Annotated in this window: 23 protein-coding genes; 13 read left to right on the top strand and 10 right to left on the bottom strand. The window is 63.6% G+C overall.

The features are described from left to right. Positions 1–29 precede the first annotated feature (29 nt). The 7 genes from ehuC to doeB are packed head-to-tail and all read left to right on the top strand — an operon-like array spanning position 30 to position 6,352. A complete protein-coding gene (gene ehuC / locus ACM6UT_RS11345; RefSeq protein ID WP_416797445.1) occupies positions 30–689 on the top strand; it encodes an ectoine/hydroxyectoine ABC transporter permease subunit EhuC in 660 nt (219 codons plus the stop codon). 2 nt (positions 690–691) lie between these two features. Next, positions 692–1,354, top strand: a complete 663-nt coding sequence (gene ehuD, locus ACM6UT_RS11350; RefSeq protein ID WP_416797446.1) for an ectoine/hydroxyectoine ABC transporter permease subunit EhuD — start codon at positions 692–694, stop codon at positions 1,352–1,354. Then, entirely contained in the window at positions 1,354–2,139 is a 786-nt protein-coding gene (eutA, locus tag ACM6UT_RS11355) for an ectoine utilization protein EutA (protein ID WP_416797447.1), read from the top strand. Before ehuD ends, eutA begins: the two co-directional genes overlap by 1 nt. Then, entirely contained in the window at positions 2,136–3,140 is a 1,005-nt protein-coding gene (gene eutB, locus ACM6UT_RS11360) for a hydroxyectoine utilization dehydratase EutB (RefSeq protein WP_416797448.1), read from the top strand. Before eutA ends, eutB begins: the two co-directional genes overlap by 4 nt. Beyond that, positions 3,137–4,126: an ectoine utilization protein EutC gene (eutC, locus tag ACM6UT_RS11365; RefSeq protein ID WP_416797449.1), complete on the top strand. Its 990-nt coding sequence runs from the start codon at positions 3,137–3,139 to the stop codon at positions 4,124–4,126. Before eutB ends, eutC begins: the two co-directional genes overlap by 4 nt. A 32-nt stretch (positions 4,127–4,158) precedes the next feature. Then, positions 4,159–5,340, top strand: coding sequence for an ectoine hydrolase DoeA (doeA, locus tag ACM6UT_RS11370; protein WP_416797450.1), 1,182 nt, complete (start codon positions 4,159–4,161; stop codon positions 5,338–5,340). 4 nt (positions 5,341–5,344) lie between these two features. After that, positions 5,345–6,352 (top strand): N(2)-acetyl-L-2,4-diaminobutanoate deacetylase DoeB, encoded by a 1,008-nt coding sequence (gene doeB / locus ACM6UT_RS11375; protein ID WP_416797451.1) that lies wholly within the window; start codon positions 5,345–5,347, stop codon positions 6,350–6,352. A 53-nt stretch (positions 6,353–6,405) separates the two neighbouring features. Here doeB and ACM6UT_RS11380 read toward each other — a convergent pair whose 3' ends face one another. From ACM6UT_RS11380 to bglB, 7 genes are all read right to left on the bottom strand, one after another. Continuing rightward, positions 6,406–7,491 (bottom strand): ABC transporter ATP-binding protein, encoded by a 1,086-nt coding sequence (locus tag ACM6UT_RS11380; RefSeq protein ID WP_416797452.1) that lies wholly within the window; start codon positions 7,489–7,491, stop codon positions 6,406–6,408. A gap of 9 nt (positions 7,492–7,500) precedes the next feature. Next, positions 7,501–8,553, bottom strand: a complete 1,053-nt coding sequence (locus tag ACM6UT_RS11385) for a carbohydrate ABC transporter permease (protein ID WP_416797453.1) — start codon at positions 8,551–8,553, stop codon at positions 7,501–7,503. After that, positions 8,550–9,572: a carbohydrate ABC transporter permease gene (locus ACM6UT_RS11390; protein WP_416797454.1), complete on the bottom strand. Its 1,023-nt coding sequence runs from the start codon at positions 9,570–9,572 to the stop codon at positions 8,550–8,552. The genes ACM6UT_RS11385 and ACM6UT_RS11390 overlap by 4 nt, the downstream gene beginning before the upstream one ends. 131 nt (positions 9,573–9,703) lie before the next feature. Beyond that, entirely contained in the window at positions 9,704–10,972 is a 1,269-nt protein-coding gene (locus tag ACM6UT_RS11395) for an ABC transporter substrate-binding protein (RefSeq protein ID WP_416797455.1), read from the bottom strand. Positions 10,973–11,054: 82 nt separating this feature from the next. Next, a complete protein-coding gene (locus ACM6UT_RS11400) occupies positions 11,055–13,538 on the bottom strand; it encodes a hypothetical protein (protein WP_416797456.1) in 2,484 nt (827 codons plus the stop codon). After that, positions 13,535–14,371, bottom strand: a complete 837-nt coding sequence (gene kduI / locus ACM6UT_RS11405) for a 5-dehydro-4-deoxy-D-glucuronate isomerase (protein WP_416797457.1) — start codon at positions 14,369–14,371, stop codon at positions 13,535–13,537. The genes ACM6UT_RS11400 and kduI overlap by 4 nt, the downstream gene beginning before the upstream one ends. Further along, the gene (gene bglB, locus ACM6UT_RS11410) at positions 14,368–15,468 is read right to left on the bottom strand and encodes a beta-galactosidase BglB (RefSeq protein ID WP_416797458.1); all 1,101 of its coding nucleotides are present in this window, start codon (positions 15,466–15,468) and stop codon (positions 14,368–14,370) included. The genes kduI and bglB overlap by 4 nt, the downstream gene beginning before the upstream one ends. A gap of 110 nt (positions 15,469–15,578) precedes the next feature. Here bglB and ACM6UT_RS11415 point away from each other — a divergent pair, with 110 nt between their 5' ends. Continuing rightward, positions 15,579–16,640: a LacI family DNA-binding transcriptional regulator gene (locus ACM6UT_RS11415; protein ID WP_416797459.1), complete on the top strand. Its 1,062-nt coding sequence runs from the start codon at positions 15,579–15,581 to the stop codon at positions 16,638–16,640. 66 nt (positions 16,641–16,706) lie between these two features. Here ACM6UT_RS11415 and ACM6UT_RS11420 read toward each other — a convergent pair whose 3' ends face one another. The 3 genes from ACM6UT_RS11420 to ACM6UT_RS11430 all read right to left on the bottom strand — a co-directional run bounded on the left by ACM6UT_RS11420 (position 16,707) and on the right by ACM6UT_RS11430 (position 19,239). Next, on the bottom strand, positions 16,707–16,985 hold the full coding sequence (locus tag ACM6UT_RS11420) for a helix-turn-helix transcriptional regulator (protein ID WP_416797460.1): 279 nt from the start codon (positions 16,983–16,985) through the stop codon (positions 16,707–16,709). Between the two features lie 17 nt (positions 16,986–17,002). Beyond that, positions 17,003–18,325, bottom strand: coding sequence for a type II toxin-antitoxin system HipA family toxin (locus ACM6UT_RS11425; RefSeq protein WP_416797461.1), 1,323 nt, complete (start codon positions 18,323–18,325; stop codon positions 17,003–17,005). 158 nt (positions 18,326–18,483) lie between these two features. Continuing rightward, the gene (locus ACM6UT_RS11430; RefSeq protein ID WP_416797462.1) at positions 18,484–19,239 is read right to left on the bottom strand and encodes a DeoR/GlpR family DNA-binding transcription regulator; all 756 of its coding nucleotides are present in this window, start codon (positions 19,237–19,239) and stop codon (positions 18,484–18,486) included. Between the two features lie 240 nt (positions 19,240–19,479). Here ACM6UT_RS11430 and ACM6UT_RS11435 point away from each other — a divergent pair, with 240 nt between their 5' ends. From ACM6UT_RS11435 to ACM6UT_RS11455, 5 genes are all read left to right on the top strand, one after another. After that, positions 19,480–20,445, top strand: a complete 966-nt coding sequence (locus tag ACM6UT_RS11435) for an ABC transporter substrate-binding protein (RefSeq protein ID WP_416797463.1) — start codon at positions 19,480–19,482, stop codon at positions 20,443–20,445. Between the two features lie 105 nt (positions 20,446–20,550). After that, a complete protein-coding gene (locus ACM6UT_RS11440; RefSeq protein ID WP_416797464.1) occupies positions 20,551–21,567 on the top strand; it encodes a quaternary amine ABC transporter ATP-binding protein in 1,017 nt (338 codons plus the stop codon). A gap of 4 nt (positions 21,568–21,571) precedes the next feature. After that, on the top strand, positions 21,572–23,599 hold the full coding sequence (locus ACM6UT_RS11445) for an ABC transporter permease (RefSeq protein WP_416797465.1): 2,028 nt from the start codon (positions 21,572–21,574) through the stop codon (positions 23,597–23,599). Continuing rightward, on the top strand, positions 23,596–24,504 hold the full coding sequence (locus tag ACM6UT_RS11450; RefSeq protein ID WP_416797466.1) for a phosphotransferase: 909 nt from the start codon (positions 23,596–23,598) through the stop codon (positions 24,502–24,504). Before ACM6UT_RS11445 ends, ACM6UT_RS11450 begins: the two co-directional genes overlap by 4 nt. Further along, positions 24,501–26,942 carry a GcvT family protein gene (locus ACM6UT_RS11455; RefSeq protein WP_416797467.1) on the top strand — a complete coding sequence of 814 codons (2,442 nt, stop codon included), beginning with the start codon at positions 24,501–24,503 and terminating at the stop codon, positions 26,940–26,942. Before ACM6UT_RS11450 ends, ACM6UT_RS11455 begins: the two co-directional genes overlap by 4 nt. Positions 26,943–26,947: the final 5 nt, after the last annotated feature.

A 26,947-nucleotide genomic window follows, 5' to 3' on the forward strand; every position in this document is an offset into this window, starting at 1 on the left:
CAACCGAATTCCACGGGAACGTTTGAACAATGATCGACTGGTCCGGTTACATCGGATTGATCCTCGAAGGCGCATGGGTGACGGTGCAACTGACCCTCATGGGTTCGGCACTCGCCCTCGTGGCGGCCTTTGCGGCCGGGCTTGGGCGAGTCAGCCGTTTCATGGCCGTGCGCGCACTCGCCACGACTTATATCGAGTTCTTCCGCGGCACCTCGATCTTCGTCCAGCTCTTCTGGGCCTATTTCGTGCTGCCGTTCGCCGGCATCACGCTCACGCCGCTTCAGGCAGGCGTGCTGGCGCTCGGACTCAATGTCGGTGCCTACGGGGCCGAGGTCGTGCGCGGCGCGGTCAAGGCGATCGGACGCGAGCAGCGGGAGGCCTGTATCGCGCTCAATCTCACGCGTCGCCAGGCGATGCGGCACGTGATCCTGCCGCAGGCCTTGCCGCTGATGCTACCGACCTTCGGCAACAACGCGATCGAACTGTTGAAAGGGACCGCCGTCGTCTCGCTGATCTCGCTGACCGACATGACGTTCCAGGCTCAGGTGGTGAGGGCACAGACCGGCAGCACGCTGATCCCGTTCGCGACCATCCTGGTGCTCTACTTCTTCATGGCTTCGGTCATTTCGTTCGGCATGCGCTGGCTCGAACGGCGCGCCAGCCGCGGTCTCGATGGTGTGAGGGTCTGACCATGGAATGGGATTGGGAATTCGTCCGCCAGATCATGCCGACGCTTCTCGAGGGTGCCAAAATCACCATCCTTGCGACCGTCCTCGGTGCAGCCGTGGCTGCGGTGCTCGGGCTCGCCTTCGCGGTGATCCGGATGGCCGCCCCAGTGCCGATTGCGCGCACCACCAGTTTTGCCGTCGAGTTCATTCGCGGTACGCCGCTGCTCGTGCAGCTCTATTTCATCTTCTATGTGCTGCCGGACATCGGCATACGCCTGCCGGCGTTGCTTGCCGGCGTCATCGGCCTTGGCATCCACTATGGTACTTATGCCGCGGAGGTCTATCGGGCGGGCATCGAGAATGTTCCGCGCGGCCAGTGGGAGGCGGCCAGGGCGACGAACCTGACGGAACGCCAGACGTGGATCCACGTGATCCTGCCGCAGGCGATACCGCCAATGATCCCGGCGCTCGCGAACTACCTGATCGCCATGTTCAAGGAGACGCCGCTCCTTTCCGCAATCACGGTGCTGGAGCTCATGAACCAGGCCAAGAGCATAGCCAACAGCAACTATCGCTACATCGAACCGATGACTCTCGTTGGCGTCTTCTTCTTAATCATAAGCCTGATCTCGGTCGTCTTCCTCCGCTTTCTGGAAGAGCGCTACGCACGGGTGGAGGAACGTTGATGACGGGCCCGGTTTCAATTTCGCTTGCCACGCGTCCGCCCCGGCTTGATCCGCGACCGCTCGACAAGCGCGTCGGCCTCATCATCCTGGCGACGGATCACACGACAGAGGTGGATTTCCAGCGCCTGGTCGCATCCGACCGCATCGGCGTCTATGTTGCCCGCATTCCCTACGCCAATCCGGTGACGCCGGAGAACCTCAGGGCCATGCAGCCCTCGCTGACGGCGGCGGCAGGTTTGATCCTGCCCGACGAGACGCTCGATGTTGTCATGTATTCCTGCACCTCGGCTTCCGTGGTCATCGGCGACGCCGAGATTGCCGCGGCCGTCAATTCGGCCAAGCCGGGTACGGCCGTGGTCACGCCGACCGCAGCGGCGGTGCGGGGTCTGAAGGCTCTTGGTGCCAGACGGATATCGGTGCTGACCCCTTATACGATCGAGACAAGCCGACCGATGGCGGACTATTTCTCCGCGCTTGGCTTCGAGATCGACCGCTTCACCTGTCTCGGCCTCACCGACGACCGGGAGATGGCGCGCATCGCGCCGTCCGAGATCGTGGCATTCGCGAAGGAGGCGATGGCGCCGGAGTCGGACGCACTCTTCATCTCGTGCACGGCTGTTCGCGCCGCCGGCGTGATCGCCGAAATCGAGGCGGCGATCGGCAAGCCTGCCGTCAGCAGCAATTATGCAACCGCCTGGGCATGCCTGCGTCTTTGTGGCGACGACGAAGCTCGCCCTCAACTCGGCCGGCTGATGGCGTTGTCGCTCGATGGAGCCTGGACATGAATGCCGCTCTTCCCGTGGGCATCGAGGAAATCGAGGCTGCCGCCCGATGCATTGCCGGACGCGTGCTTCACACACCGCTCGTCTTCTCGTCGGCGCTCAGCGAGCGCTGCGGCGTACCGGTCGGTTTGAAGCTCGAGCACCACCAGGCGACCGGCAGCTTCAAGCTGCGCGGCGCGACCAATGCGGTGCTTTCGCTTTCGCACGACGAGCGCGCGCGCGGCGTGGTCGCCGCCTCGACCGGCAATCACGGCAGGGCGCTTGCCCATGCGGCGAAGGCGGAAGGCTCGGTTGCGACGATCTGCATGTCGCACCTCGTGCCGGAGAACAAAATCTCGGAAATCCGCCGCCTCGGCGCCGATGTCAGGATTGTCGGAAAATCTCAGGACGAGGCCCGGGAGCAGGTCGAGCGGCTGGTCGCCGAAAGAGGTCTCGTGATGATTCCGCCCTTCGACCACCCGGCCGTGGTGGCGGGGCAGGGTACATTGGGGCTTGAGCTCGTCGAGCAGATGCCGGACGTGGCGACAGTGCTCGTGCCGCTCTCAGGCGGTGGTCTCGCTGCTGGCGTGGCGGCTGCGGTCAAGGCCCGCAAGCCGACGGCGCGGGTGATCGGGATCACGATGGACCGCGGTGCGGCGATGAAGGTGAGCCTCGACGCCGGAAAACCGATTCTCGTCGAGGAATATCCAAGTCTCGCGGACTCGCTCGGCGGCGGTATCGGGCTCGACAATCACGTGACCTTCCGCATGTGCAGCGAGCTGCTCGACGATATCGTCCTGCTGACCGAGGCGGAAATCGCCGCCGGGATGCGGCATGCCTATGCGCAGGAACGTGAAATCGTCGAAGGCGCAGGAGCCGTGGGCATTGCGGCAATTCTCGCCGGAAAGATCGAGATCGACGGACCGATCGCTATCATCCTCTCCGGGCGCAATGTCGACATGGGCCTGCATCTGCGGGTGATGAACGGGCAAGACAATCCGTTCCGCAAGGAGGCAGTGGTATGACACGCATGAGGATTCTGACGGAGGCCGAGTTGCGGACGATCGTACCGCTCGACCGCGACGCTGTCGCCTGTGTCGAAAACGCTTTCCATGCGCTTGCAACCAGGGCGGTGGCGATGCCGCCGATCCTTAGGCTCGACATTCCCGAGCACCGCGGCGAGGTCGACGTGAAGACGGCCTACGTGCCCGGCCTCGACAGTTTCGCGATCAAGATCAGCCCCGGCTTCTTCGACAATCCAAAGCTCGGCCTGCCGAGCACCAATGGCATGATGGTGCTGCTGTCGAGCCGAACCGGCCTTGTCGAAGCGCTGCTGCTCGACAACGGCTATCTCACTGACGTGCGGACGGCCGCCGCCGGGGCGGTCGCTGCAAGGCACCTCGCCCGGGAGGATGCGGCCGTGGCAACGATCTTCGGCGCCGGGATGCAGGCAGGGCTGCAGCTCGAAGCCCTGACCCTCGTTCGTCCGATCCGCGAGGCGCGTCTCTGGGCGCGTGACAAGGGGAAGGCCGAAGCTGCCGCACGCGTGCTCACCGAGAGGCTCGCGATTCCGGTGCGCGCGGAGACCGATCCTGAAACGGCGGTCGACGGTGCCGACATCATCGTCACCACCACGCCGTCGGACATCCCGGTTCTAAGAGCAGAATGGCTGCAGCCGGGGCAACACGTCACGGCCATGGGCTCCGACGCGGAACACAAGAACGAACTGGATCCGCGTGCGATCGCCCGGGGTCTTTATGTTGCAGACAGCCTGAAACAGACCCGCCGGCTCGGCGAACTGCATTACGCTATTGCAGCGGGTCTCGTGGCTCCAGAGGCGGAATTTGCCGAGCTCGGCCAGGTGATTGCAGGTCTCAAGCCCGGACGAACGACGGCAGACGACATCACAATTGCCGACCTGACAGGGACCGGCATCCAGGACACCGCCATCGCCACGCTCGCCTTCGCACGGGTGAGTGCCGCAGGTGCGGGGACGACATTCGAAAGCTGAACAACGGCATCGCCTTAAAAGAGGGACGAGACATGACCCAAGCGAGACTGAAATTTTCCCTTGCGGAATACGAGGCGCGGCTGCGCAAGACACGGGAGGCCATGGAGGCTAAGGGCGTCGACCTGCTGATCGTCAGCGATCCGTCCAACATGGCCTGGCTCACGGGTTATGACGGCTGGTCGTTCTACGTCCATCAGGCGGTGATCGTGCCGCCATCCGGCGAGCCGATCTGGTTCGGCCGTGGGCAGGATGCCAACGGTGCGAAGCTGACGGCCTACCTCAAGCACGAGAACATCATCGGCTATCCGGACCACTATGTGCAGTCGACCGAACGGCACCCGATGGACTATCTCTCCGGAATCCTTTCCGACCGGGGTTTCGGTGCGCTCAGGATCGGCGTCGAGATGGACAATTACTGGTTCTCCGCTGCCGCTTTCGCCTCGCTGCAGAAACATCTGCCGAATGCGCGCTTCGTCGACGCGACGGCGCTCGTCAACTGGCAGCGTGCCGTCAAGAGCGAGACGGAGATCAAATATATGCGCAATGCGGCCCGCATCGTCGAGGCGATGCATCAGCGTATCTTCGACAAGATCGAAGTCGGCATGCGCAAGTGTGATCTCGTCGCCGAAATCTATGACGCGGGCACCCGTGGCGTCGACGGCATCGGTGGTGACTATCCGGCGATCGTTCCGCTTCTGCCTTCCGGCGTGGAAGCCTCCGCACCGCACCTGACCTGGGACGACAGGCCGATGAAGGGCGGGGAGGGAACCTTCTTCGAGGTCGCGGGATGTTACAACCGCTACCATGTTCCGCTGTCGCGCACGGTCTTCCTCGGGAAGCCGACGCAAGCTTTTGTCGACGCCGAGAAGGCAACGCTCGAAGGCATGGAGGCGGGGCTTGCAGTCGCCAGACCCGGCAATACCTGCGAGGACATTGCCAACGCCTTCTTCGCCGTTCTGAAGAAGTACGGCATCGTGAAGGACAACCGCACCGGCTATCCGATCGGGCTCTCCTATCCGCCGGATTGGGGCGAGCGCACGATGAGCCTTCGTCCCGGCGACAAGACCGAACTGAGACCCGGCATGACCTTCCATTTCATGACGGGCCTGTGGCTCGAGGACATGGGCTTCGAGACGACCGAGAGCATTCTGATCACCGAGAACGGGGCCGAATGCTTCGCCTCCGTGCCGCGCAAGCTAATGGTCAAGGACTGAGTTCATGGGCATACAGAATTTGCGGCCATCGCCGATCAGCGCCACGGTCGATTTCGACGCGCAAGGGGTGCAGCACGGCTTTCTTCGACTGCCCTACAGCCGGGACGATTCCGCCTGGGGGTCGGTGATGATCCCGGTCACTGTCGTCAAGAACGGGGAAGGGCCGACGGCCCTTCTGACCGGCGGCAACCACGGCGACGAATATGAAGGGCCGGCCGCGCTCTTCGACCTTGCGCGCAGGATCGAGGCGGATGAGGTTCGCGGCAGGGTGATCATCGTTCCGGCGATGAACTATCCCGCTTTCCTCGGCGGCACCCGGACCTCGCCGATCGACAGGGGGAACATGAACCGCAGCTTTCCCGGCAGGCCGGATGGAACCGTCACCGAGAAGATCGCCGACTATTTCCAGCGGGTGCTTCTGCCGCTCGCGGACATCGTGCTCGACTTCCATTCGGGCGGAAAGACGCTGGATTTCCTTCCCTTCTGTGCTGCGCATGTTCTTACCGACAAGGCGCAGGAAGCGAAGGCCTTCGAATACGTCAGGGCGTTTGGCGCGCCCTATTCCATGAAGATGCTGGAGATCGATGCGGTCGGCATGTACGACACCGCCGCCGAGGAAATGGGCAAGGTCTTCGTCACCACAGAGCTCGGGGGCGGCGGCACGGCAACGGCGAGGAGCATCGGTATCGCCAAGGCCGGTGTCGCCAACGTGCTCAAGGCGGCCGGCATTCTGAAAGGAAGCGCCGCACCGGCAGAGACCACCTGGCTCGACATGCCGGACGGTGACTGCTTTTCCTTCGCCGAGGACGGGGGGCTCATAGAGCCGATGTTCGATCTCGGAGACCGGGTTGCTGCCGGCGACCTCGTCGCGCGGATCTACCCGGTCGGCCGGACCGGCGTCGCGCCCTCGGAGATCCGGGCGAAGATGAGCGGCATCCTGTGCGCCCGTCATTTCCCCGGTCTGGTCAAGGCGGGCGATTGCGTTTCGGTCATTGCGGTCGTGGTCGACTGATCTGGCCGAAGTCGGGACTGGCCAGCCGCATCGAAGTGCGGCTGGTGGGCCGATCAGATCGCGTTCTCGAGGCGTAGCCCCGCTTCACTGAACAGATGAATCGGGGCACCCGCGAAGGAGAGGTCGATCGTTGCGCCCGGCGCGAGGTCGTGCTGGCCGGGGGCGACGACGAGGACTTTCTGGCCCGCGAGATCGGCATGCAGCACCGTTTCGGCGCCGAGCGCCTCGACGAGCGTCAGTCTTGCGGAGAGATTGCTCTCGCCGCGGCCGAGCGTGATGTGTTGCGGTCGCATGCCGACCGTCACGCGAGCCCCCGGCATCGCGGACGTGCCGGCCGAGGGCAGTTCCAGTTGCTGACCGCCGGCGAGGGAAATGACAGTCCGCCCGGGACCGGCCGCTTCGATGGTGCCGTCGAGGAAGTTCATGTGCGGTGAACCGATGAAGCCGGCGACGAAGCGGTTTGCGGGGCGATTGTAGAGTTCGAGCGGCGTGCCGACCTGCTCGATGCGCCCGGCGCGAAGCACGACGATACGGTCCGCGAGCGTCATCGCCTCGACCTGATCATGCGTCACGTAGATCATCGTTGCCGCAAGACGCCTGTGGAGCGCCGCAAGCTCGGCGCGGGTGGAGCCGCGCAGCTCGGCATCGAGGTTCGACAGCGGCTCGTCGAGCAGGAAGGCGACGGGACGCCGGACGATCGCGCGGCCGATGGCGACACGCTGGCGCTGGCCGCCGGAAAGCTGGCCCGGTCGGCGATCCAGATAGGCTTCGATTTCGAGCATCCGCGCCGCTTCGGCTATGCGTTCGGCGACCTCGGCCTTCGGCATGCGGGTGTTTTCCAGCCCGAAGGCGAGGTTTTGCCGCACGCTCATGTGCGGATAGAGCGCATAGGACTGGAAGACCATGGCAAGGCCCCGATCGGCGGCGGGTACCTTGGTGACGACCTTGCCGTCGATTGCAATCTCACCGCTCGACGGCCGGTCGAGACCGGCGATCATGCGCAGGAGGGTCGACTTCCCGCAGCCCGAGGGACCGACGAAGACGACGAACTCGCCGTCTTCGATCTCCAGGTTGATGTCGTGGATCACGTCGACTGCGCCGAAGGACTTCTTCACGTTGGTGAGCCTGATATGCCCCATGGAGCTCCCCTATTTCAGTCCGGTTCCGGCGATGCCGGTGGTTATGAAGCGCTGCAGGAAGATGAAGACCAGCACGACCGGGATCATGGTCACGACGGTCATGGCGAGGATGAAGTGCCATTGCACATTCAGCTCGCCCGAATAGATGCTGAGGCCCACCTGGAGGGTGTAGAGTTCCTTGCGCGAGAGCACGATCAGCGGCCACAGGAAGTCGTTCCAGCGCCAGACGACGGAGAAGATCGCAAGTACCGCGAGTGCGGGTGCTGTCAGCGGCAGGATGATGCGCCAGTAGATTTGCCATTCCGACGCCTTGTCCATCCGCGCCGCGTCGACCAGTTCATCGGGGATGGTCAGCATGTACTGGCGCAGGATGAAGACGCCCGTCGGGGTGGCGACGGTCGGCAGGATCACGCCCCAAAGGCTGTTGAACAGGCCGAGTGCAGAAACGATCGAATAGAGCGGCACCATGATGACCGATAGCGGGACCATCAGGGTTGCGAGAATGAGAAGCATGGCGAGCGCCCGGCCGCGGAATTCGTATTTGCTCAGCGCGAAGGCGGCCATGGAGTTGACCACGAGCGTGATCAGCGTCGCCGTCACCGTCACAAAGACGGAATTCCAGAGATAGCGGACGAAGTCGAAATGGGTGAAGGGCTCGGTGTAGTTCGTCGTGGCAAACGACATTTCCCGCACGGGGCGACGCTTGGCGATGTTGACCTTGATGATCTCGCCGGGCTTTGCGGGATCGACCATCTGGCTGACGATGCCGATGCGCCGCACTTCGGCGAGCACCGCCGTGCTGCCGTCCTCGAGCGTCGCCTCGTAGAGGTCGAGCGGCTTGTCGTAACCCTCGACCGTCGCCTTCTGGGTGATGTAGGGCAGGATGGTCGGCGGGAACTCGGCCAGGGCCGCGGGCGACTTGAAGGACGATCCGACCAGCCAAACGGCCGGGCCGAACATGATGATGAGCCCGCCGATGAGCCAGACCCAGGTGACCACGTCTGTCCAGTGCCAGCCCTTGCCGCCTCTCCGGCGCGTGAGGAAACCAATGATCCCGCTCATTTCCGAGCTCCCTTCTTCTCGCCGGAGCGACCGAGCCCGAGCTGGACGAGTGTGAGGACCACGAGCACGGCGCCCATCAGGATCGAGGCGGCGGCGGCTAAGCCGGGATTGCGCAGTTGTGCGGCAAAGCCGGTCTCGTAGATGTATTGCGTGAGATAGAGCGTGCTCGTCCCCGGCCCGCCGCCGGTCAGCACGTAGACCTCGTCGAAGATCTGTACCGCGCGAATGAGCACGAGCACCACGACGACGAGAAGGTTCGGCATGAGGAGCGGCAGGGTGATGCGCCTGAAGGCGCGTGCCGGTCGGGTGCCGTCCATTTCCGCGGCCTCGTAGAGGTCTTTCGGGATCGCCTGCAGGCCTGCGAGCAGGATCAGAGTGTAGAAGCCCATATGCGCCCAGATCGACACGCCGATGGTGGCCGCGAAGGCCCAGTTGCGGTCGTTGAGCCAGACATAGGGATCGAAGCCGAGGCCATAGAGGCCGAAGTTGAGAAGGCCCTGGCGCTGGAGGATCCATTTCCAGATCAACCCGACGACGACCGGCGAGAGGAGGACGGGGAAGAAGAAGACGGCCCGCCAGAAACTGCGCGCGGCAAGGTCGCGGTTGAGGATCAGCGCCGTCACGAGCGAAACCAGGATCATGAGCGAGACCTGGAGGACGACGAACGAAGCGGTGTTCCGGACCGCCGTCCAGAAGGTGTCTTCGACGCAGCTGCCCGGATCGACGTAACTCCCGCAATCGAAGAGGCGCGCATACTGGTCCGAACCAACGAAGGTGCGGTCGGGCAAGAAGAGGGCCGTCCCGCCCGTCATCGAATAGGCGAAGTTGATGAAGAAGGGCAGCAGGACGAAGATGCCGAAGATCAGCATGTTGGGCATCAGGAAGAAGGCTGCCATGCCACCGGTCCCGGCGACGCGTTGCAGCGCGCGCAACGGCGTGTCGAGAATGCCCATGACGAGGTGGACCGGCGCCGCGACGATCGCGCCCAGGCGGGTTCTACCGGTATCGTGCGTTCTCATGCCTCTCCTCCCAGGCCGGCCGCAGACATCCGCCCGGCGCGGGCGAATGTCCCCTTCGGCGTGCAGCGGCGCAAGCCCCGCCGCGACCGGCGTCGACCGGCCGTGGCAGACGCGCCGACGGCGCCACGACCTTACAGGCCGGAATCCTTCACCTTCGCTGCAATATCCGCGTCGATGCGGGTGAAGGCCTCGTCGACGGACATCTCACCGGCGGCTGCCTGGCTGACGCGCGTGACGAGCGCGCCATAGAAGGTGTCGGACCAGAACCAGCCCGGCAGCTTCTGGGCAAGCTCGGAGAGTGAGCCTGTCGCCGAGACGAAGGTGTTGAGCGCCTCCTTCGCCTGCGCGTCGTCGGTCTTGAAGTCGAGACCCTTGGCGAGCAGCCCCTTATGGGCCGGCAGGAACAGCGTGCGCTCGGAGAATTCCTTCACGATGTCCTCGCGAGCGAGGTAGTCCATGACCTTCGCCACGTCCTTCGGGTTCTTGGTGTACTTGATCGCCACAAGGCCGGCGCCACCCGGCATGCCGGTGCAATTGGCCGGGCCACAGGGGCTGCCGGTCGCAACCCAGTCGAAGTTCGAACCGATCTTGGTCGAGAAATTCGGCACCTGCCAGGAGCCGGAATAGTAATAGACGAGCTGGCCGTTGATGAAGTCGTCGGCGGCCGCGCGGTAGGTGGATCCTGCTGCCGAGACCCAGACGTCCTTGCCCATCGTGCCGTCCCCGATCCAGCCGACGAACTTCGTCAGGAAGTCCTTGGCACCCTGGTCGAGAGGAGCCGGTTTCCCGTCGGCGCCGACATAATTGCCGCCATAGGAAAGGATCGGGCCGGTCAGGCGATGGCCGGAACGGTCGAGTGCCATGGCGAACGGCACCTGCTGGTTTTCAGCCACCTGCTTGGCGGCCTTCGCCCAGTCGTCCCAGGTCGCGTCCTTGCCCGGGATGGCAACGCCCGCCTGATCGAACAGCGTCTTGTTGGCAAAGCCGCCGGTGAGTGTGATCTGGGTCATGAAGCCGGAGATCTGGTTGGAACCGTCCGGCCGCATCCAGTCGGCCTGTGCGCCGAAATTCTCGTCCCAATAAGCCGGATCGGCAACGAGCGGACGGAGGTCGAGCCAGTGCTGGCTCTGCGCCTTCAGGTTCGTTACGCGCGCGATGTCCGGACCGGCGCCCGCTTCGAGCTGGACGGGAAGTTGCTCGCGCACGACGCTGTAGGCGACGTTGTCGAGGATGACGTTGATCCCCGGGTTTTCCTTCATGAAGCGGTCCAGCAAATCCTTCAGGACCTCGCCTTCGACGCCGTCCGAATACCACATGATGCGCACGTCGCCGGCGAGCGCCGACGTGGATGTCAGAAGCCCGACGGCGAGTGCCGCCAGTACGGTTCTTGTCTTCTTCATGGTCGTTCCTCCTCCTCACTCAGCGGGTCTCCCGCCCGCCATGTTCGAAACCCGCCGGCGTCATGCGGGCGGGGCATGCCGGCTAGCGAGCCGGGAGCATCGTCGCCATACCGGCGACGGTGAATGTCTCCGGCACGATGGTACGGCCCTCCGCTTCCGCGGAGCCGTCGGACCGGAAGCGCACGAGACCATATTCCGGGTCATCGATGACAAACGTGCCGTCCGTCTCTTCCCGGACAGTGAGGCCGGCAAAGCGCGCCGCGACGCTTGCGAGATCGGAGGCTTCGCAGACGCGGACGATCCATCGGGTGTTGCGGCCGCGCTGACGCAGTTCGGCATCAGCGGACGGTCCCTCGACGACGCGCTCGAACGGCACGCTGCCGCGCAGGAGCACGGCGCCCCTTCCACTGCGGGCGAGGGCGAGATTGCCCTCGATGCGGCTCTCGTCGAACTCCGCGACAGGGAACCAGGCATGGGTGAAATCCACCTGTTCGTCGACCGTTTGGAAATCGAGGACTGCAAGCCCGCGATACTGATGGACGCGAGGGACGGCGCCGCAGCCGCCCCAGTAGGATGGGCGGCCATAGCCGAACTGGATCGTCTCCCCGGGATGGTTGATCCAGATCGCCGCCTCCGGTCGCTCGCCGAGCCTCAGATGCAGCACGGTTTCCTGATAGCCCCAATCATGCCAGCGATAATGGGCAACCGAGCCCATGGCAAAGGCGTGGCTCTTGTAGTGATAGAGTGCTGCGAAGCGGTTCTCGCCTTGGGCAAAAGTCCATTCCTGATGCTGCTCAGAGCGAAAGTTCGCGATGTCGGCGAGCGCTTCCGGCACGACGAGGCCATGATCGCGCAGGCAGACGGCAAGCTGCGGCAGGGCATGGACGCGTCGGCCGTACCAGCCCCGGCCCCAGAGAAGGCGGGCGACACCGGAGAGTTCGAGCGACCGGCCGGCGCAGAGCGTATGCTCGTAGGATCGGCCCTGCGCGGCGGTCAGCATGCCGTGATGGGCCGAACGCGCAACGATCTCGCAGAGCCGGACGACGCCTCTTCGTGCACGCGTCGCGATGTCCGCGTCGGGCGCGAGTGCGGCGAGCGCCGTCAGCCCCTTGAGGTCGATCGGGAAATAGGGGGCGGAGTTGAATTCCGCCATTTCCCAGGCTTCGAAATGGTCGAGCCAGGCGCGCACCCGGGCAGCGCCCACGGCGCGCTGGTCCGCTCCCTTGCGTCCGGAGCGCACGAAGGTCTCTTCAGGAAAAAGGTTGCCGGCGAGGTAGGCCGAGGCATGGAAGAGAAGTGCGTGGTTTTCGGAAAAGTACCACTGCACGTCGTTGCCGGGCTCGTCCATCCAGTAGCGGAAACCGAGGATGGCGCGGTCGATGCGCGCGCGGGTCGCAGCACCGATATCGCTAGCCCAGGCGGTGCGCGACCAGATGAGCGGCACGATCGAGAAATCGGCGCAGTCGTGGCAGTCCTCGATCGAGGGCAGGATTTCCTCGATCATCGCATCGGTGTCTGCACCGCCACGGCCGCCGGCGAGGCGTGCGAAAGCACGCACGGTGTCGCGCTCGGAATATTCGGAGATCTCGTCGAGTACCTCCTCTATGCGAGCGGACAACGTTTCCGGCGCTTCGCCCTGGCGGGCGGCGTGGCAGATTTCGACGCCGATCGACCGGGCCGCGACGAAACCTTCCGCGTCGAGCGTCACGCGGAAATGACGAAAGTCGGCCGGCATGGTGCTCGACGGGCCGACGACGAGGCGGGTCTCGCCGGCCTTCAGCTGGAAATCGTGGTCGAAGCGTTCGGTCGACATGAAGTCGCCTTCGACCGCGACTGCGACCTTGACGTCTATCGGCAGGGGTGAGCCGAAGATCAGCGTCATGTCGCCGTCGAAATAAGCCGGCCGGTCGAAGTGCATGCCGTCGAGCGAGGTTTCCACCGCTTCTGCCGCGGACGGTTCGCAGGGAACGGGCAGGGCGACTGCGGCCTTCGGGCCCGAAAGATAATCGAGCTGGATGAAGTAGCGGGCGTCGCGCTCGGCAAGGTCGTCGAAGAACAGGGTGATTTCGTTGAGGCCTTCCTGAAGCGGAAGGTCGAACTGCGCCTTGGCTTCGAGATTGCGGCTATAGGGCGCCATCCAGCCTGCTTCCTCGCCGTTCAGCCAGAGTACGGCGCCGCCGCACGTGCCGAGACGAACCCTTGCCGTTCTGGCTGCGTCCGCCTCGATGAAGGTCCGTGCCCAGGTGGCAAGGCGTGTCGGGCGGAACCAGAAGCCGGAGAGATCGAGGCGCGGCGAACCAAAGGGCAGCCACCAGCGGGCGGCCTCAAAGGCGCCGCGAACGTCGGGACGTTTGCCGCGATAGCGGTCTGCGAAGAGGGTGCGGCAGGGATATTCGTGCGGAATGAAGTTCTTGTGCTTGGTCAGGAAGAAGAAGGGGTCCATCTCGCCCTTCATCGGCTGATCGGGCACGTCGAAGCGCTCTTCGGCGACTGCTCCGAGCTGCCAGTAGCGGATGGCCGCGCCGGCGGTCAGGTCTTTTTTCATATGGAAGGTCGTTTTCGTCATTTGAGATCAGCCACGGCTACGGGAGCGACGTCGTTGTATTCCTGGTTCTCGCCGGTCATGCCCCAGACGAAGGCATAAGGTCCCGTGCCGGCACCCATATGGATCGACCAGGCGGGAGAGAGGACCGCCTCACCGTTCGCAACGATCAGGTGGCGGGTCTCCTCCGGCCGTCCCATCACGTGGATGACCCGGTCCTCGGACGAGAGGTCGAAATAGCAATAGGCCTCCATCCGCCGCTCGTGCAGATGCGGCGGCATGGTGTTCCAGGCGCTGCCTTCGGCAAGGTCGGTGATGCCCATGAGCAGCAGGCAGGACGGCGCCACCTCCGGGTGGATGTACATTGCGAGCCGGCGCCTGTTCGAGCGGCGCGCATCGCCGAGATCGAGGGGCTTCGCTTCTTGGCGGGTGATCAGCCGGTGCGGGATGTCGGCGCCGGCGGGCACGGAGTTCATGTAGAAACGGGCAGGGCTCTCCGCCGAGAGGCTGGAGGCGTTGATCTGCCGGGCGCCGCGGCCGACATAGAGCACGTCGCGGTTTTCGAGCGTGAAGCGTTGACCATCCACCTCGATCGTGCCGGTACCGCCGAGATTGGCGATCCCCATCTCGCGGGCGGAGAGCAGATAGGGCGTGCCGATCTCTGCGCCGGAGCCGAAGGCAAGGCTCGCCGTCACCGGCACGGCCCCGCCGAGGATGAGGCGATCGATATGGGTGTAAGTGAAATTGACCTGGTCGTCGGCAAAGAGGTCGGTCAGCAGAAAGGTGTCGCGCAGGCGCTGCGTGTCATACCCCTTCACATCCTCCGGCCCGGCGCCGTAGAGTACCTTCATCGTCATGCGGCCTGTCCCTCCGCTCCGACATGGTTGAGCGCCTCGGAGAGGCACAGGATCGCCAGCGCCTGGCCGTAGCCTGTCGGCTGGATCGGGATGTCCTTGTAGAACTGCAGGTCATGGCCCATGCGGGTGCCGTAGGAGACGTTGAGCACCGTACCGCTTTCGTCAATGTTGCGCATCACCGCTTCGAGCGCCCGAAGCCCGGCGTTGCGCCAGGCCGGCGTGCCGAGGCCGAGGCGGTAGCCTTTCAGGAGACCGTAGCCGATGCCGGCGGTCGCGGAGATTTCCTCATAGGACGTCGGATCGTCGAGCAGCGTTCGCCAGGCGCCGGATGGTGCCTGAAGTCTGAGCAAGGTGTCGACCTGTGCCACGAGCACGCTTTCGAGGAAGCGCCGCACCGGCCGGTCGAGCTCGGCGAGATCGAAGAGGTCGAGCACGCCGGCGGTGATCCAGGCATTGCCACGCGCCCAGCGGGCACGGGCAAAATTGTGCCGCCCATCGAAGGTCCAGCCATGGAACCAGAGGCCGGTCTGTGTGTCTGCGAGATAGTGTGCATGGACGAGGAACTGGAGCGAGGCCTCGTCGACGAGCTCGCGCCGGCCGCTCGCTTCACCGTAGGAGGCGAGGAAGAGCGCCACCATGTAGAGCGTGTCGTCCCAGAGCTCGTTGTCGTTGATTCTATCGGAAACGTGGTGTTCGAAGCCGCCTTCCGGCGTGCGGCCCATTTCGGAAAGCACACGGTTTGCCCAGGTATCGAGCACGGGTTGCCACCGCGGATCGCGAGTTTTCGACCAGAGGACCGAGAGGCCGAGCATCGGGGCCGTCGTGTTGACGTTGAGGCCCGGCAGGCCGGCGGCAATCTGGGAGGCGTACCAGTCCTCGACAAGTCTGCGCAGATCTTCGCGACCGGTCAGCAGCCACAGGCGCACGAGACCATAGAGGCCGACGCCTTGCGGCCATTCCCAGCTGTCGAAGCTGATGTAGTCGCCGGCCGACCCGTCGAGGTTCGGCTCGTGAAAACGACCGCTGTGCTTGAGGCCGGTCATGCCGGCGACAAGGAGATCGAGCCCTGTGCGAATATCATGGCCGGTCAGGCCCATGGTGCTCCTCCCTGCGGTCGCCGATGGACGGATTTGACTCGATAATGCCCAATGATTTTTCTTGCGCAATCTGAAAATTTTTCTCATTTTGGTCAAAAGGGAGGTGTGACATGACTGTGAAGCCACTGCCCGGCAAACGCGGAAAGAAGAGCAGGAAGGTGCGCCTGGAGGACATCGCCGAGCGGTGCGGCGTCTCCCTCAGTACGGTCTCGCGTGCACTTGCGGGCGAAAAGGGTGTGCGGCCGGAGATCCGCCAGCAGGTGCTGGAGGCGGCGCGAACGGCGAATTACGTCGTGCCAACTGCCGTCGCGGGGCGGAAGGTTATTCTTGCAGCGTCCAGCGCCGCGATGATCGACTATGTGAGAAACCAGTTCACGCTTTACGTGCTGGACGGATTGAAAGAACGCGCGCAGGCGCTCGGTCTGGAGATCATTACGCGGCCGATCGCCGACAAGGCGGAAGAGCTGACGCTCCTCGAAGAGGCGAGGGATGATCCGGAAATCCTGGGCCTCCTGTTCCTGACGGTTGACGACGAGGCGCTACTTGCCGCCACGCGCGGCTTTGAAAAGCCGGTGATACTCTTGAACGGCGATGACCCGTTCATGCGGCTTTCGAGCGTCACGCCGTGCAACCGCTCGAGCGCGCGGCTCGCCGCGGATCACCTGATCGGGCTGGGCCACCGCCGCATCCTCTTTTTCATGCGGCCGGGGCGCCGCACCATCGAGCGCCGTTACGAAGGTTGGCGCGACGCGCTTCTCCACCACGGTCTCGTCGCCGACCCGGACCTCGTCGTGCCGGTCGACGACTGGCTGCCGGAACTGGCCACCCAGGCGATCGTCTCGCGCATCCGGGAGCGCGGGCTCGACTTTACCGCCATCCTGGCGGCCGGCGACAGCCTCGCCGTCGGCGCAATGATCGGCGTGCAGCAGATGGGCTATGTCGTCCCGCGCGACGTGTCGGTAATGGGCATGGACGACCTGCCGCAGGCAGCCTTCCTCAATCCGCCGTTGACGACCATGCACATTCCGATGCGGGAGATCGGTTCGGCCGCCCTCGACCTCTTGCGTGACAGCCTGTCCGGCATGCCGTTCCCGCCACGTCGGCTGGAACTCGCCTGCCATCTTGTGGAAAGGGCATCGACGGCCAGGAGGGCGCCTGAGGCGGCCGGCTGATTGGCATTGGACAGCAGTGCCAAAAAGGAGAAGACTGAGGTCGAAGCGGACAAGGCTCCACTCCCATCAGCTCTCCTTGGGAACGAAGCCGATCGAAAACCCGAACAGTCGGCCAATCTTGACCAGTGTCTCGAGCGTCGGATTGGCAGCGCCCGTCTCTATTTCGGCTACCTGACGTCTGGTGAGGCCAAGCATCCTGGCGAATTCCTCCTGCGTCATGCCGATCCCCTTTCTGATTTCTGCCACAGCACCGGGCAGCCTCAGGTCGCCGGTTCGAGCACGCTCGGCCAGCGTGCGACGGTTTTCAAGGACCTCTTCTTTCGTGGGCTTCTTCCAACGAGCCATTCAGCTGTACTCCGGCATCACTGGCACGCCGCCAGCACACCATCCGTGATTTCCATGCAACGTCCCATTGCACGCTCAACAACTTCCGGAGACGCACCCATATCCCTCGCCATGCCCGGTGCGAGCCGAAGCTGTCCGGCAAACGCGTAGAGCGCAGCAGCGAGCGCTCTCTGCTCCGCAGGATCAGGCACCAGTTCGGCGGAAATCCGTTCCCAATCGGGAAGATGATCAAGACCGCCGTCACGCATCATCGCCCATCGTGTGGAGCGAACGATCCCTTCCTTGGCAAGCCGCATAGGCGCGAAATCGAAGAGCGGAGATAAACGGATCGTACCGTCCGGATGCTTACTGAGGGCCGAATTCCGACCGTGATTGTCGGGATTGCCGAGCGCCAGATTGGCGATGTCGCGCTTCAGGTATTCGACGATGTCCGCGAAGGGATTGGCGGAATATTGGCGTAGAACGTCGATATAGGCCTCATGCGTGCCGACATGGCCGAAATCGGCAACGCCGATCGCGGAAACCAGGCTTTCCTGGCCCACCCGGACGGTTCCGCCGCCTTCCTTCTTCTTCCGGTCGAAACGGGGAATGATCAGGACGCCTTCGGCGGACGTTGACGGCTCGCTGACATTCAGACCGATTTCTCGAGCGATCCGCGAAAAGATGGCTTCGCCTTCGAGGATCAGGCGGTCCACAGGCTCGTTGCTGCGTACCAGCTTGACGATGACGTGGCGCTCGGCCTCATCATCGGTCACGAAGCTGTCGGGATAATAGAGCCCGTCAGCCGCCTGGGTCATCGAAACCTTCGGCCATTCGCCTTGAAGGCCACTGGAACCGGAGGCCAGCATTCTGAAGCGGTCGACAACTTCCATGAAGCGATCCGAGCGCTCAAGGATTTCTGCTTCTGTAACCCCCTGGCGCTCAACACCGCGCAGCCGTTCCGTTTCCGCCTCGGTCGCTTCCTCGATTCGGATATTGCCGATGCCCCCCGTCGCCGATCGCAAAAGCAGTGGCAGATCAGAAGCGCGCGAGCCTTCAGCGAGCCCGAGGTGGTCGGCAAGCTTTCGTCTAGCATGTCCCTGGGGCATAAGATCCAACAGGAACGGCGGCCAACTGCGGCTATATCGATTTTCGAGGTCAACGGGATAACCCGCTGACAGGGCGCGGTGGTCGCAGACGGTTTTGCCAGTCGCGAATTCCGTCGATGCCACGTTGACGAAATAGCCGAGATCGTAATCGACTATGGACGCGCCATGGATTCCCGCCGCGACGTCCTTTAATTCTAGAATCGCGGCGTTATGCCACTCGCCATCAAAATGGGTTTGGAGCGCTAGACGCATTAATTGACCCTCATAATGGATCAATAAATGCAATTTTCTAAATTAATCAACCCATCACTATGGGTTTAATATCGCGGGCATCAGATCTATCAGGGACCATTCGATCAACGATCTTTCCGACTGGGCCGCGCGTCGCGCTTGTCTCGGTCGCCCGCCGCTCACGCCAGCAGCAATTCGGCGCCGGCAGCCGAGAGCGCTTCGGCGATGTCCGGCGGCGGCGCCTTGTCGGTCGCAAGCGCCGTGATCGCATCAAAGCCGCTCACCCTGACCAGCCCATCTCGCCCGAACTTGCTGTGGTCGGTCACCACAAGGGCGCGCTTGCCGCGCGTCAGAACCATGCGGGCGAATTCGGCTTCCTCTAGGTCGAAATCCATAATGCCCCCGGCATTCACCGCCCCGGTGGAGATCACTGCGTGGGTGACGGCGAAGCGGCTGACGAATTCGATGGCGGTCGTGCCGAAGGCTGCTCCGTTGTCGCTGCGCAGTTCTCCGCCCGCCATATAGACCTTGTTGTCGTTGACGGTCGCGAGCGTGCGGGCGATGTCGGAGGAATTGGTGACGAGAGTCAGGCGGCGATGCCCCAGCAGTTCCCGGGCGAGGAAGCTCGTCGTCGTGCCGGTATCCATCATGATGGAGTCGCCATCGCGGATCGTCGCGGCGACGGCCGCGGCGATCGCGCGCTTCGCGCCGCTGTTTTCGCGCATCCGTTTCTCAAATGGAGCCTCACCGACGATGGAGGGAAGGCTGACCGCGCCGTGCAGCTTGATCACGCTGCCGTTGCCGGCGAGTGGCTTGATGTCCCGGCGGATCGTCTCCAGCGAGACGTTGAGCTTCCTTGCAAGCTCGGCGACAGCGACCGTGCCGTCGCGTTCGAGCAGCCGAAGAATGTCCCTGTGCCTTTTCGAAGGAGCCATGATCTCAACCCGTCGTTCCGTAGCGTGGTCATAGCTCAGCAAAGCCGCGGCGGCAATGTTTGGCCACAAAAACGGGCAAAAAAGCACAAAAAGCCACAAATTGGCGTTGACAAGCGATCGTGTCTGACATGAGATTGCTGCCACGCACTCCCGTCTGAAGATACGAAAAGTACGGGGAACGACGGTCGGGTGCCTTGCCAGTTCATCACTCTTTCAACGGGCTCTACTGGGAGAACTCGAATGCTCGATCTTGCGCGCGCGTCGCGACTGTCCGCTGCCGTTCTTCTTTTGTCGGGCGTGGCCCTGGCCGCGCCGTCGATGGCACAGGACTCCACGGATCCGATCAAGCTGACCCTGCATGACTGGACCGGTCAGTTGATCACGACCAACATCATGGGCGAAGTGCTGAAGAAGGCCGGATATTCCGTGGAATATGTCCAGGCCGATTACCTCGCGCAGTTCGCCGGACTGGAGACAGGGGACCTTGACGTCGCCATGGAGATATGGGCGACAACCGGACAGGAGGCACTCGATAACGCGGTAGCGACCGGCAAGGTCGAGAATCTCGGCGAGACCGGGATGCAGGCGAAGGAGGAGTGGTGGTTTCCGGAATACATGAAGGAAAAATGCCCCGGCCTGCCGAATTGGGAGGCTCTGAAGGAGCCGGCCTGCGCGGAGGCCTTTTCCACGGCCGAGACGGCGCCGAAGGGTCGCTATCTCGGCGGACCCGTAACCTGGGGTGGCTTCGATGACGAACGCGTCGAGGCTCTCGACCTGCCGTTTGAAGTCGTCCATGCCGGCACGGACGCGGCCCTTTTCGCGGAACTCGAAAGCGCCTATCAACGCCAGGCGCCAATCATGCTGTGGATCTACGCGCCGCATTGGGCACCCGCCAAATACAAGGGCGATTGGGTTGAGTTCCCGACCTATACGCTCGAGTGTTACAACGACGCGAGCTGGGGCTCCAATCCCGACATGGCCTATGACTGCGGCAAGCCCTTCGGGCCGATCTGGAAGGCCGGTTGGGTCGGCGTGAAGGACAAATGGCCGGGCGCTTACGAGGCAATCAAGGCCTTCAACGTCAACAACGACGAAATGGGTGCGATGATCACCGACGTCGATGTCAACGGCAAGAAGCTCGAAGACGTCGTGGCGGCCTGGATGGCCGCAAACGAGGCGCGCTGGTCCGACTGGATCAAGAAGTAGCCCGCCCAGAGCCAGCCCATATGGCCGCCTGTCGAGGCAGGCGGTCGGATTCTCGTCGTGACCGTCTGACGGCGCCAGTTGTCCATGCGAGCCTGCGGAACCCTCATGTCCTCTGAAGCCAAACTCGTCTGTCGCAATGTCTGGAAGATCTTCGGCGCAGGCGCGCGGGAGATGCTCCGTGGCGTGGGCGGAAAGCCGGGCGTCGAAGAGCTCGCAGAGGCAGGACTCGTCGGAGCCGTCCGCGACGTCAACCTCGAGGTGAAGAGTGGCGAGATTTTCGTCATCATGGGGCTCTCCGGCTCGGGAAAGTCAACGCTGGTGCGATGTCTGTCGCGACTGATCGAGCCGACCTCCGGCGAAATCCTGTTCAACGGGGAGAACCTGCTTGCGGCGAGCGATGCCCGCATGATCGAGATCCGCCGTCACCAGATGGGCATGGTCTTTCAGCACTTCGCGCTGCTGCCGCATCTGACGGTTCTCGCCAATGTGGCGTTTCCTCTTGAGGTCCAGGGCGTCGAACGGGCGAAGCGCGAGGAGCGAGCCCGCAGAATGATCGAACTCGTCGGGCTCTCCGGCAAGGAAGATGTCTTCCCCCGGCAGCTCTCCGGAGGACAGCAGCAACGGGTGGGGATCGCCCGCTCGCTTGCCGTCGAACCGGAGCTCTGGTTTCTCGACGAGCCGTTCTCCGCACTCGATCCGCTCATCCGCCGCGAGATGCAGGACGAATTCATGCGCCTGCAGTCCGTCCTGAAGAAGACAATCGTCTTCATAACGCATGACTTCGACGAGGCGATTAGGCTCGCCGACCGAATCGCCATCATGAAGGACGGGGAGGTGGTGCAGTCCGGCACACCGGAGGAACTGGTGCTCAATCCGGCGACGCCGTACGTGGCCGAGTTTACTCGCAACGTCGCGCGCGCCAAGGTCGTCAGGGTCGGTTCGGTCATGCGGCCCGAGCCGCGCGCATCGTCCGCAACAACCGTCGACGTGCGCACGACCGTTGCCGAGGTGGCACCGAAGTTTACCGGTGTCGGTAGTTTGATCGGCGTCACCGGCGGGGACGGCAAGGTTATCGGCTCCATTCATCGTGACGATGTCGTCGACATCATGATGCAGGGTTGACCCGATGTCCGCGCCGCTCGCCTCGACAGAGCCGCTGGCCTCCGTCCGCGATCGGACGGATAGCCGCGCCGGCCGCGTTTCCGAATTGCTCATCGCGCTTGCCGCGATAGTCTCGTTAACGGCTTGGTGGCTGGGTCCGACTGTTGCCAAGTGGGCGTTCGACTATCCGCGCGCATGGCAGATTCCCGCGGCACGTTATATAGGGCGATGGACGAAGTGGCTGGTGGACGAGGCGAGCTTCGGCCTCTTTTCCTTCACCGATCTCACCCGCTTCCTAGCGACGCTGATCGACATTCCCTACACACTGGCGCTCAGCCTGTTGTCGACCGGCTTGTTGTCGGGCAAGGGGTCGGCCGCTGTGCAAATCGTGCCACCGGTCTCCTTTCTCGGGATCATCGTGTTCGTGGGACTGCTGGGCTACTACGCCGGCGGTCGAAAGCTCGCCGCGCTGGTCATCTTCTGCTTCGCGTTTCTTGCCGTCTTCGGTCAGTGGAGCAGCGCCATGGTGACGCTTGCCTCGATCGTCGTGGCGGTGCCGGTCGGCGTCGTGCTGGGCCTGCTGGTCGGCCTTGCCGGCTACCGCTGGCCACTGTTCGAGCGGGCACTGACACCGCTGCTCGATCTGATGCAGACGATCCCGATCTTCGCCTATCTTGTGCCGATCCTCTATTTCTTCGGCTTCGGACCGACGGCGGCGATCGTCGGCACGCTGATCTACGCGATGCCGCCGATGGTGAGGATCACCATTCACGGGCTGAGGGCCGTCCCCTCCGATATTCGCGATCTCGGGCACATGGTCGGTTGTTCACGGCGGCAGATGACATGGAAAGTCATGGTGCCTTCTGCCTCTGACGCGCTGATGGTCGGCGTCAACCAGGTCATCATGCTCTCGCTGAACATGGTCATCATCGCTTCCATGATTGGCGCCGGCGGCCTCGGTTTCGACGTCCTTGCAGCACTTCGCCGGCTCGACATCGGCGCGGGTTTGGAAGCGGGTTTTGCCATTGTCGCGCTTGCCGTCGCGCTCGACCGGCTGAGCCAGGCCTATGCGAGAAAGGCAGGTGCACCGTCGGCGGTCGTCACCGGCGGAAACGTCGTTCAGCGTCACCCCTATGTGGCGGCCGCCATCGGCATTCTCGCGATAAGCCTCGTCGCCAGCGTCTTGGCGCCGTCTCTCCAAGCCTATCCCGAAGGCCTCGTTCTCTCGACCGGCGGGTTCTGGAACGACGTCGTGAAGTGGATCAACGTCAACCTCTTCGATGCTCTTGAGGCCGTCCGCACGGCGCTGCTTCTCAACCTTCTTGTTCCGGCTAAGCGCTTCCTCGGCGAGCTGCCATGGGTCGGTGTCGTTGTCCTGCTTGCGCTCGCCGGCCACCAGCTCGGCGGTCTGCGTCTGGCGCTGACGACCGGTCTCCTCTCCTTCCTGGTCGCCGCAACGGGGCAGTGGGAGAAGGCCATGGTCACCGTCTATCTCTGCGGTATCTCGGTCGCTATCGCGAGCCTGATCGGTATTCCCGTCGGGATTCTTGCGGCCGAACGCGACCGGCTCTGGCGTTGGTTGCAGGTGCTGATCGACACGCTCCAGACGCTGCCCTCCTTTGTCTACCTGATGCCGGCCGTCATGCTGTTCCGCGTCGGCGACTTCACGGCGCTGATTGCCATCGTCGCCTATGCTGTCGCGCCGGCGATCCGCTACACGGTGCTGGGTCTCCAGCGCGTCGATCCGCGCGTGATCGAGGCGGGAAGGGCGATGGGCTGCACCCCCTGGCAGATCCTTGCCAAGATCAAGCTGAAGCTTGCGCTTCCGGAAATCTTGCTCGGCCTCAACCAGACGATCATGTTTGCCCTCTCGATGCTCGTCATCACGGCGCTCGTGGGCACCCGTGATCTCGGCCAGGAGGTCTATATCGCGCTCACCAAGGCGGATACGGGGCGCGGCCTCGTGGCGGGGCTTGCGGTCGCCTTCATCGCGATCATCGCCGATCGCCTGATTTCGGCGGGCGCGGCGCGGGTGCGGGAACGCATCGCATGAGCCCGCTGGTCACGGACATAAGGCTCGAGGACCGCATCGCCGCTCTCCCATGCTGGAACGGCGCACTTGAGATATCGCCTCTCAAGGGGGGGCTGAGCAACGAGAGTTTCGTCGTCGCCGATGCCTCCGGTCGGCATGTCGTGCGCTTCGGCACCGACTACCCGTTCCACCACGTTTTTCGTGATCGGGAATTGATGTCTGCGAGAGCGGCCCATGCCGCGGGCTTTGCACCTGCGGTCGAATATGCCGAACCGGGGGTGATGGTCTCCGGATACCTCGACGCAAAGACATTCTCCGGCGCCGACGTCGCCGCCGAAGGGGAGCGTATCGCGCAGTTGCTGCGCCGCTTTCACGAGGAGATGCCGCGCCATGTGTCTGGTGCCGGTTTCATGTTCTGGCCCTTTCATGTCATCCGCGACTATGCCCGCAAGCTTAGGGCTGGCGGCAGCCGGATGATCCCAGAACTTGCTCGCTATCTTACGCTTGCCGAGGATCTGGAAGCCGTACAGGCGCCGCTGCCGATCGTCTTCGGTCACAACGATCTCCTGCCGTCGAACATCCTCGACGACGGCGAAAAGCTTTGGCTGATCGACTACGAATATGCCGGCTTCTCGACTGCCATGTTCGATCTCGCCGGCGCGACCTCGAATGCCGGGTTGACGGCGGAACAGTCTGGCGAGTTCCTCCGGGTCTATTTCGGTGGCGAGCCTTTGCCGGACATCCGCCGTTCGCTTGCGGCCATGCAATGCGCCTCGCTGCTGCGCGAAGCGATGTGGAGCATGGTTTCCGAACTCTACCTCGATGCGCCGGGCGTCGACTATGTCGGCTACACGGCCGACAACCTCATGCGCCTTCAAGAAGCGCTCGATCATTATCAATCAGTCTACGGGAAACACTCGTCATGACCCTGCCATCCCATGCACAGATCGTCGTCATCGGCGGCGGCATCATCGGCTGCTCGACCGCCTACCACCTGGCCAAGGACCACAAGGCCGACGTGCTGTTGCTGGAGCAGGGGACGCTCACCTCCGGTTCCACCTGGCATGCGGCCGGGCTCGTCGGGCAGCTTCGATCCTCGGCCTCGATCACGCGCGTGTTGAAATACTCGGTGGAGCTCTACAAGGGGCTGGAAGCGGAAACCGGGCTTGCGACCGGTTGGAAGATGACGGGCTGCCTGAGGCTTGCCACCAACCAGGATCGCTGGACGGAGTTCAAGCGTCTCGCCACCACTGCCGGCAGCTTCGGCATGGACATGCATCTCATCTCACCGGAAGAGGTGAAGCGGATGTGGCCGCTGATGAATGTCGACGATCTCGTCGGCGCAAGCTGGCTGCCGACGGACGGGCAGGCGAGCCCCTCTGACATCACCCAGTCGCTTGCCAAGGGTGCGCGCATGCACGGGGCGAAGATCGTCGAAACCGTGCGTGTGACCGGCTTCGAAATGAAGGACGGCCGCATCGTCGCAGTGAAGACGACCGAGGGAGACGTCGCTTGCGAGAAAGTCGTCAACTGCGCCGGCCAGTGGGCGCGGCAGGTGGGCGACATGGCCGGCATCAACGTGCCTCTGCAGGCGGTGAAGCACCAGTACATCGTCACCGAGAAGATCGAGGGCCTGTCGACCAACGCTCCGACCATCCGTGATCCCGATCGCCGAACCTATTTCAAGGAGGAAGTCGGCGGCCTCGTCATGGGCGGATATGAGCCTGATCCCCAGCCGTGGCTCACCGGCGATCTGCCGAACGACTGGGCCTTCCGTCTGTTCGACGACGACTTCGACCATTTCGAGCAGCACATGATGCAGGCCATGGAACGCGTTCCGGCGCTGGAGAATGTCGGCGTCAAGCAGATGATCAACGGCCCGGAGAGCTTTACGCCCGACGGCAACTTCATCCTCGGCGTCGCGCCGGAGTGCAAGAACATGTTCGTCGGCGCGGGCTTCAACGCCTTCGGCATCGCGTCGGGCGGCGGCGCCGGCTGGGTTCTGGCGCAATGGGTGATCGACGGCGAGGCGCCGCTCGATCTTTGGGTGGTCGACATCCGCCGCTTCGCCGGCATGCACCGGGATCGTCAATGGGTCTGCGACCGCACGCTCGAGGCCTATGGCAAGCACTACACCATCGCCTTCCCGCATGAGGAATATGAAAGCGGTCGCCCGCGCCTCGTCTCTCCCCTCTATCAGCGGCTGAAAACCTCCGGCGCCGTGTTCGGCTCCAAGCTCGGCTGGGAGCGTCCCAACTGGTTCGCCCCGGCCGGCACGGAGCCGAAGGATGTCTATTCGATGGGCCGCCAGAACTGGTTCGAGCCGGCCGGCGATGAACACCGGCATGTGCGCGAGGCGGTCGGCGTCTTCGACCAGTCCTCCTTCTCGAAGTACGAGCTTTCCGGTCCCGATGCCCTCAAGGCTCTCGACTGGATCTGCGCCAACGATGTCGCAAAGCCGGTCGGCCGCCTGACCTACACCCAGCTTCTCAACACCCGCGGTGGCATCGAGGCGGACCTGACCGTTGCCCGCATCGCCGACGAGAAATTCTACATCGTCACCGGCACCGGCTTCCGCACCCATGACTTCGGCTGGATTGCGGACCATATCCCGGATGGCCTCGACTGCACGCTCGCCGATATCACCGAGGAATGGGGCACGCTCTCGCTGATGGGGCCGAAGGCGCGCGACGTGCTCGCCGCCGTCACGTCTGCCGACGTCTCGAACGCAGCCTTCCCCTTTGGCCATGTCCGCGAGATTCCGGTCGCCGGCGCGACCGTTCGGGCGCTGCGCGTCACCTATGTCGGCGAACTGGGGTGGGAGCTGCATATTCCGATCGCTGCGCTCGGCGAGGTCTACGACGCTCTGATGGCGGCAGGCGGGGATCACGGAATCCGCCCGATCGGCTACCGGGCATTGGAATCGCTGCGGCTCGAAAAGGGCTACCGCGCCTGGAGTTCGGACATCACGCCGAACGACACGCCCTTCGAGGCCGGTCTCGGCTGGGCGGTGAAGCTGCGCAAGAACATCGATTTCCTCGGCCGACGCGCACTCGAAGGTCTCGCCGGCAAACCGCTGAAGAAGCGACTGATGGGCTTTACCGTCGATGATCCGAGCGTCGTTCTGGCCGGTCGCGAGACGATCTTGAGAAACGGCGAACCGGTCGGTTACCTCACCAGCGGCGGCTACGGCTACACGATCGGAAAGAACATCGGCTACGGCTACGTCCGCAACGCCGACGGCGTCAGCGACGACTATCTGAAGAGCGGCACTTACGAGCTCGTCGTCGCGGCGGAGAAGACGCCGGCGACCCTTCACTTCGGCCCGCTTTACGACCCGTCCATGGACAAGATCAAGGCTTGAGGTTT

Source organism: Ciceribacter azotifigens, from assembly GCF_048159625.1.
Classification (GTDB): Bacteria; Pseudomonadota; Alphaproteobacteria; order Rhizobiales; family Rhizobiaceae; genus Allorhizobium; species Allorhizobium azotifigens.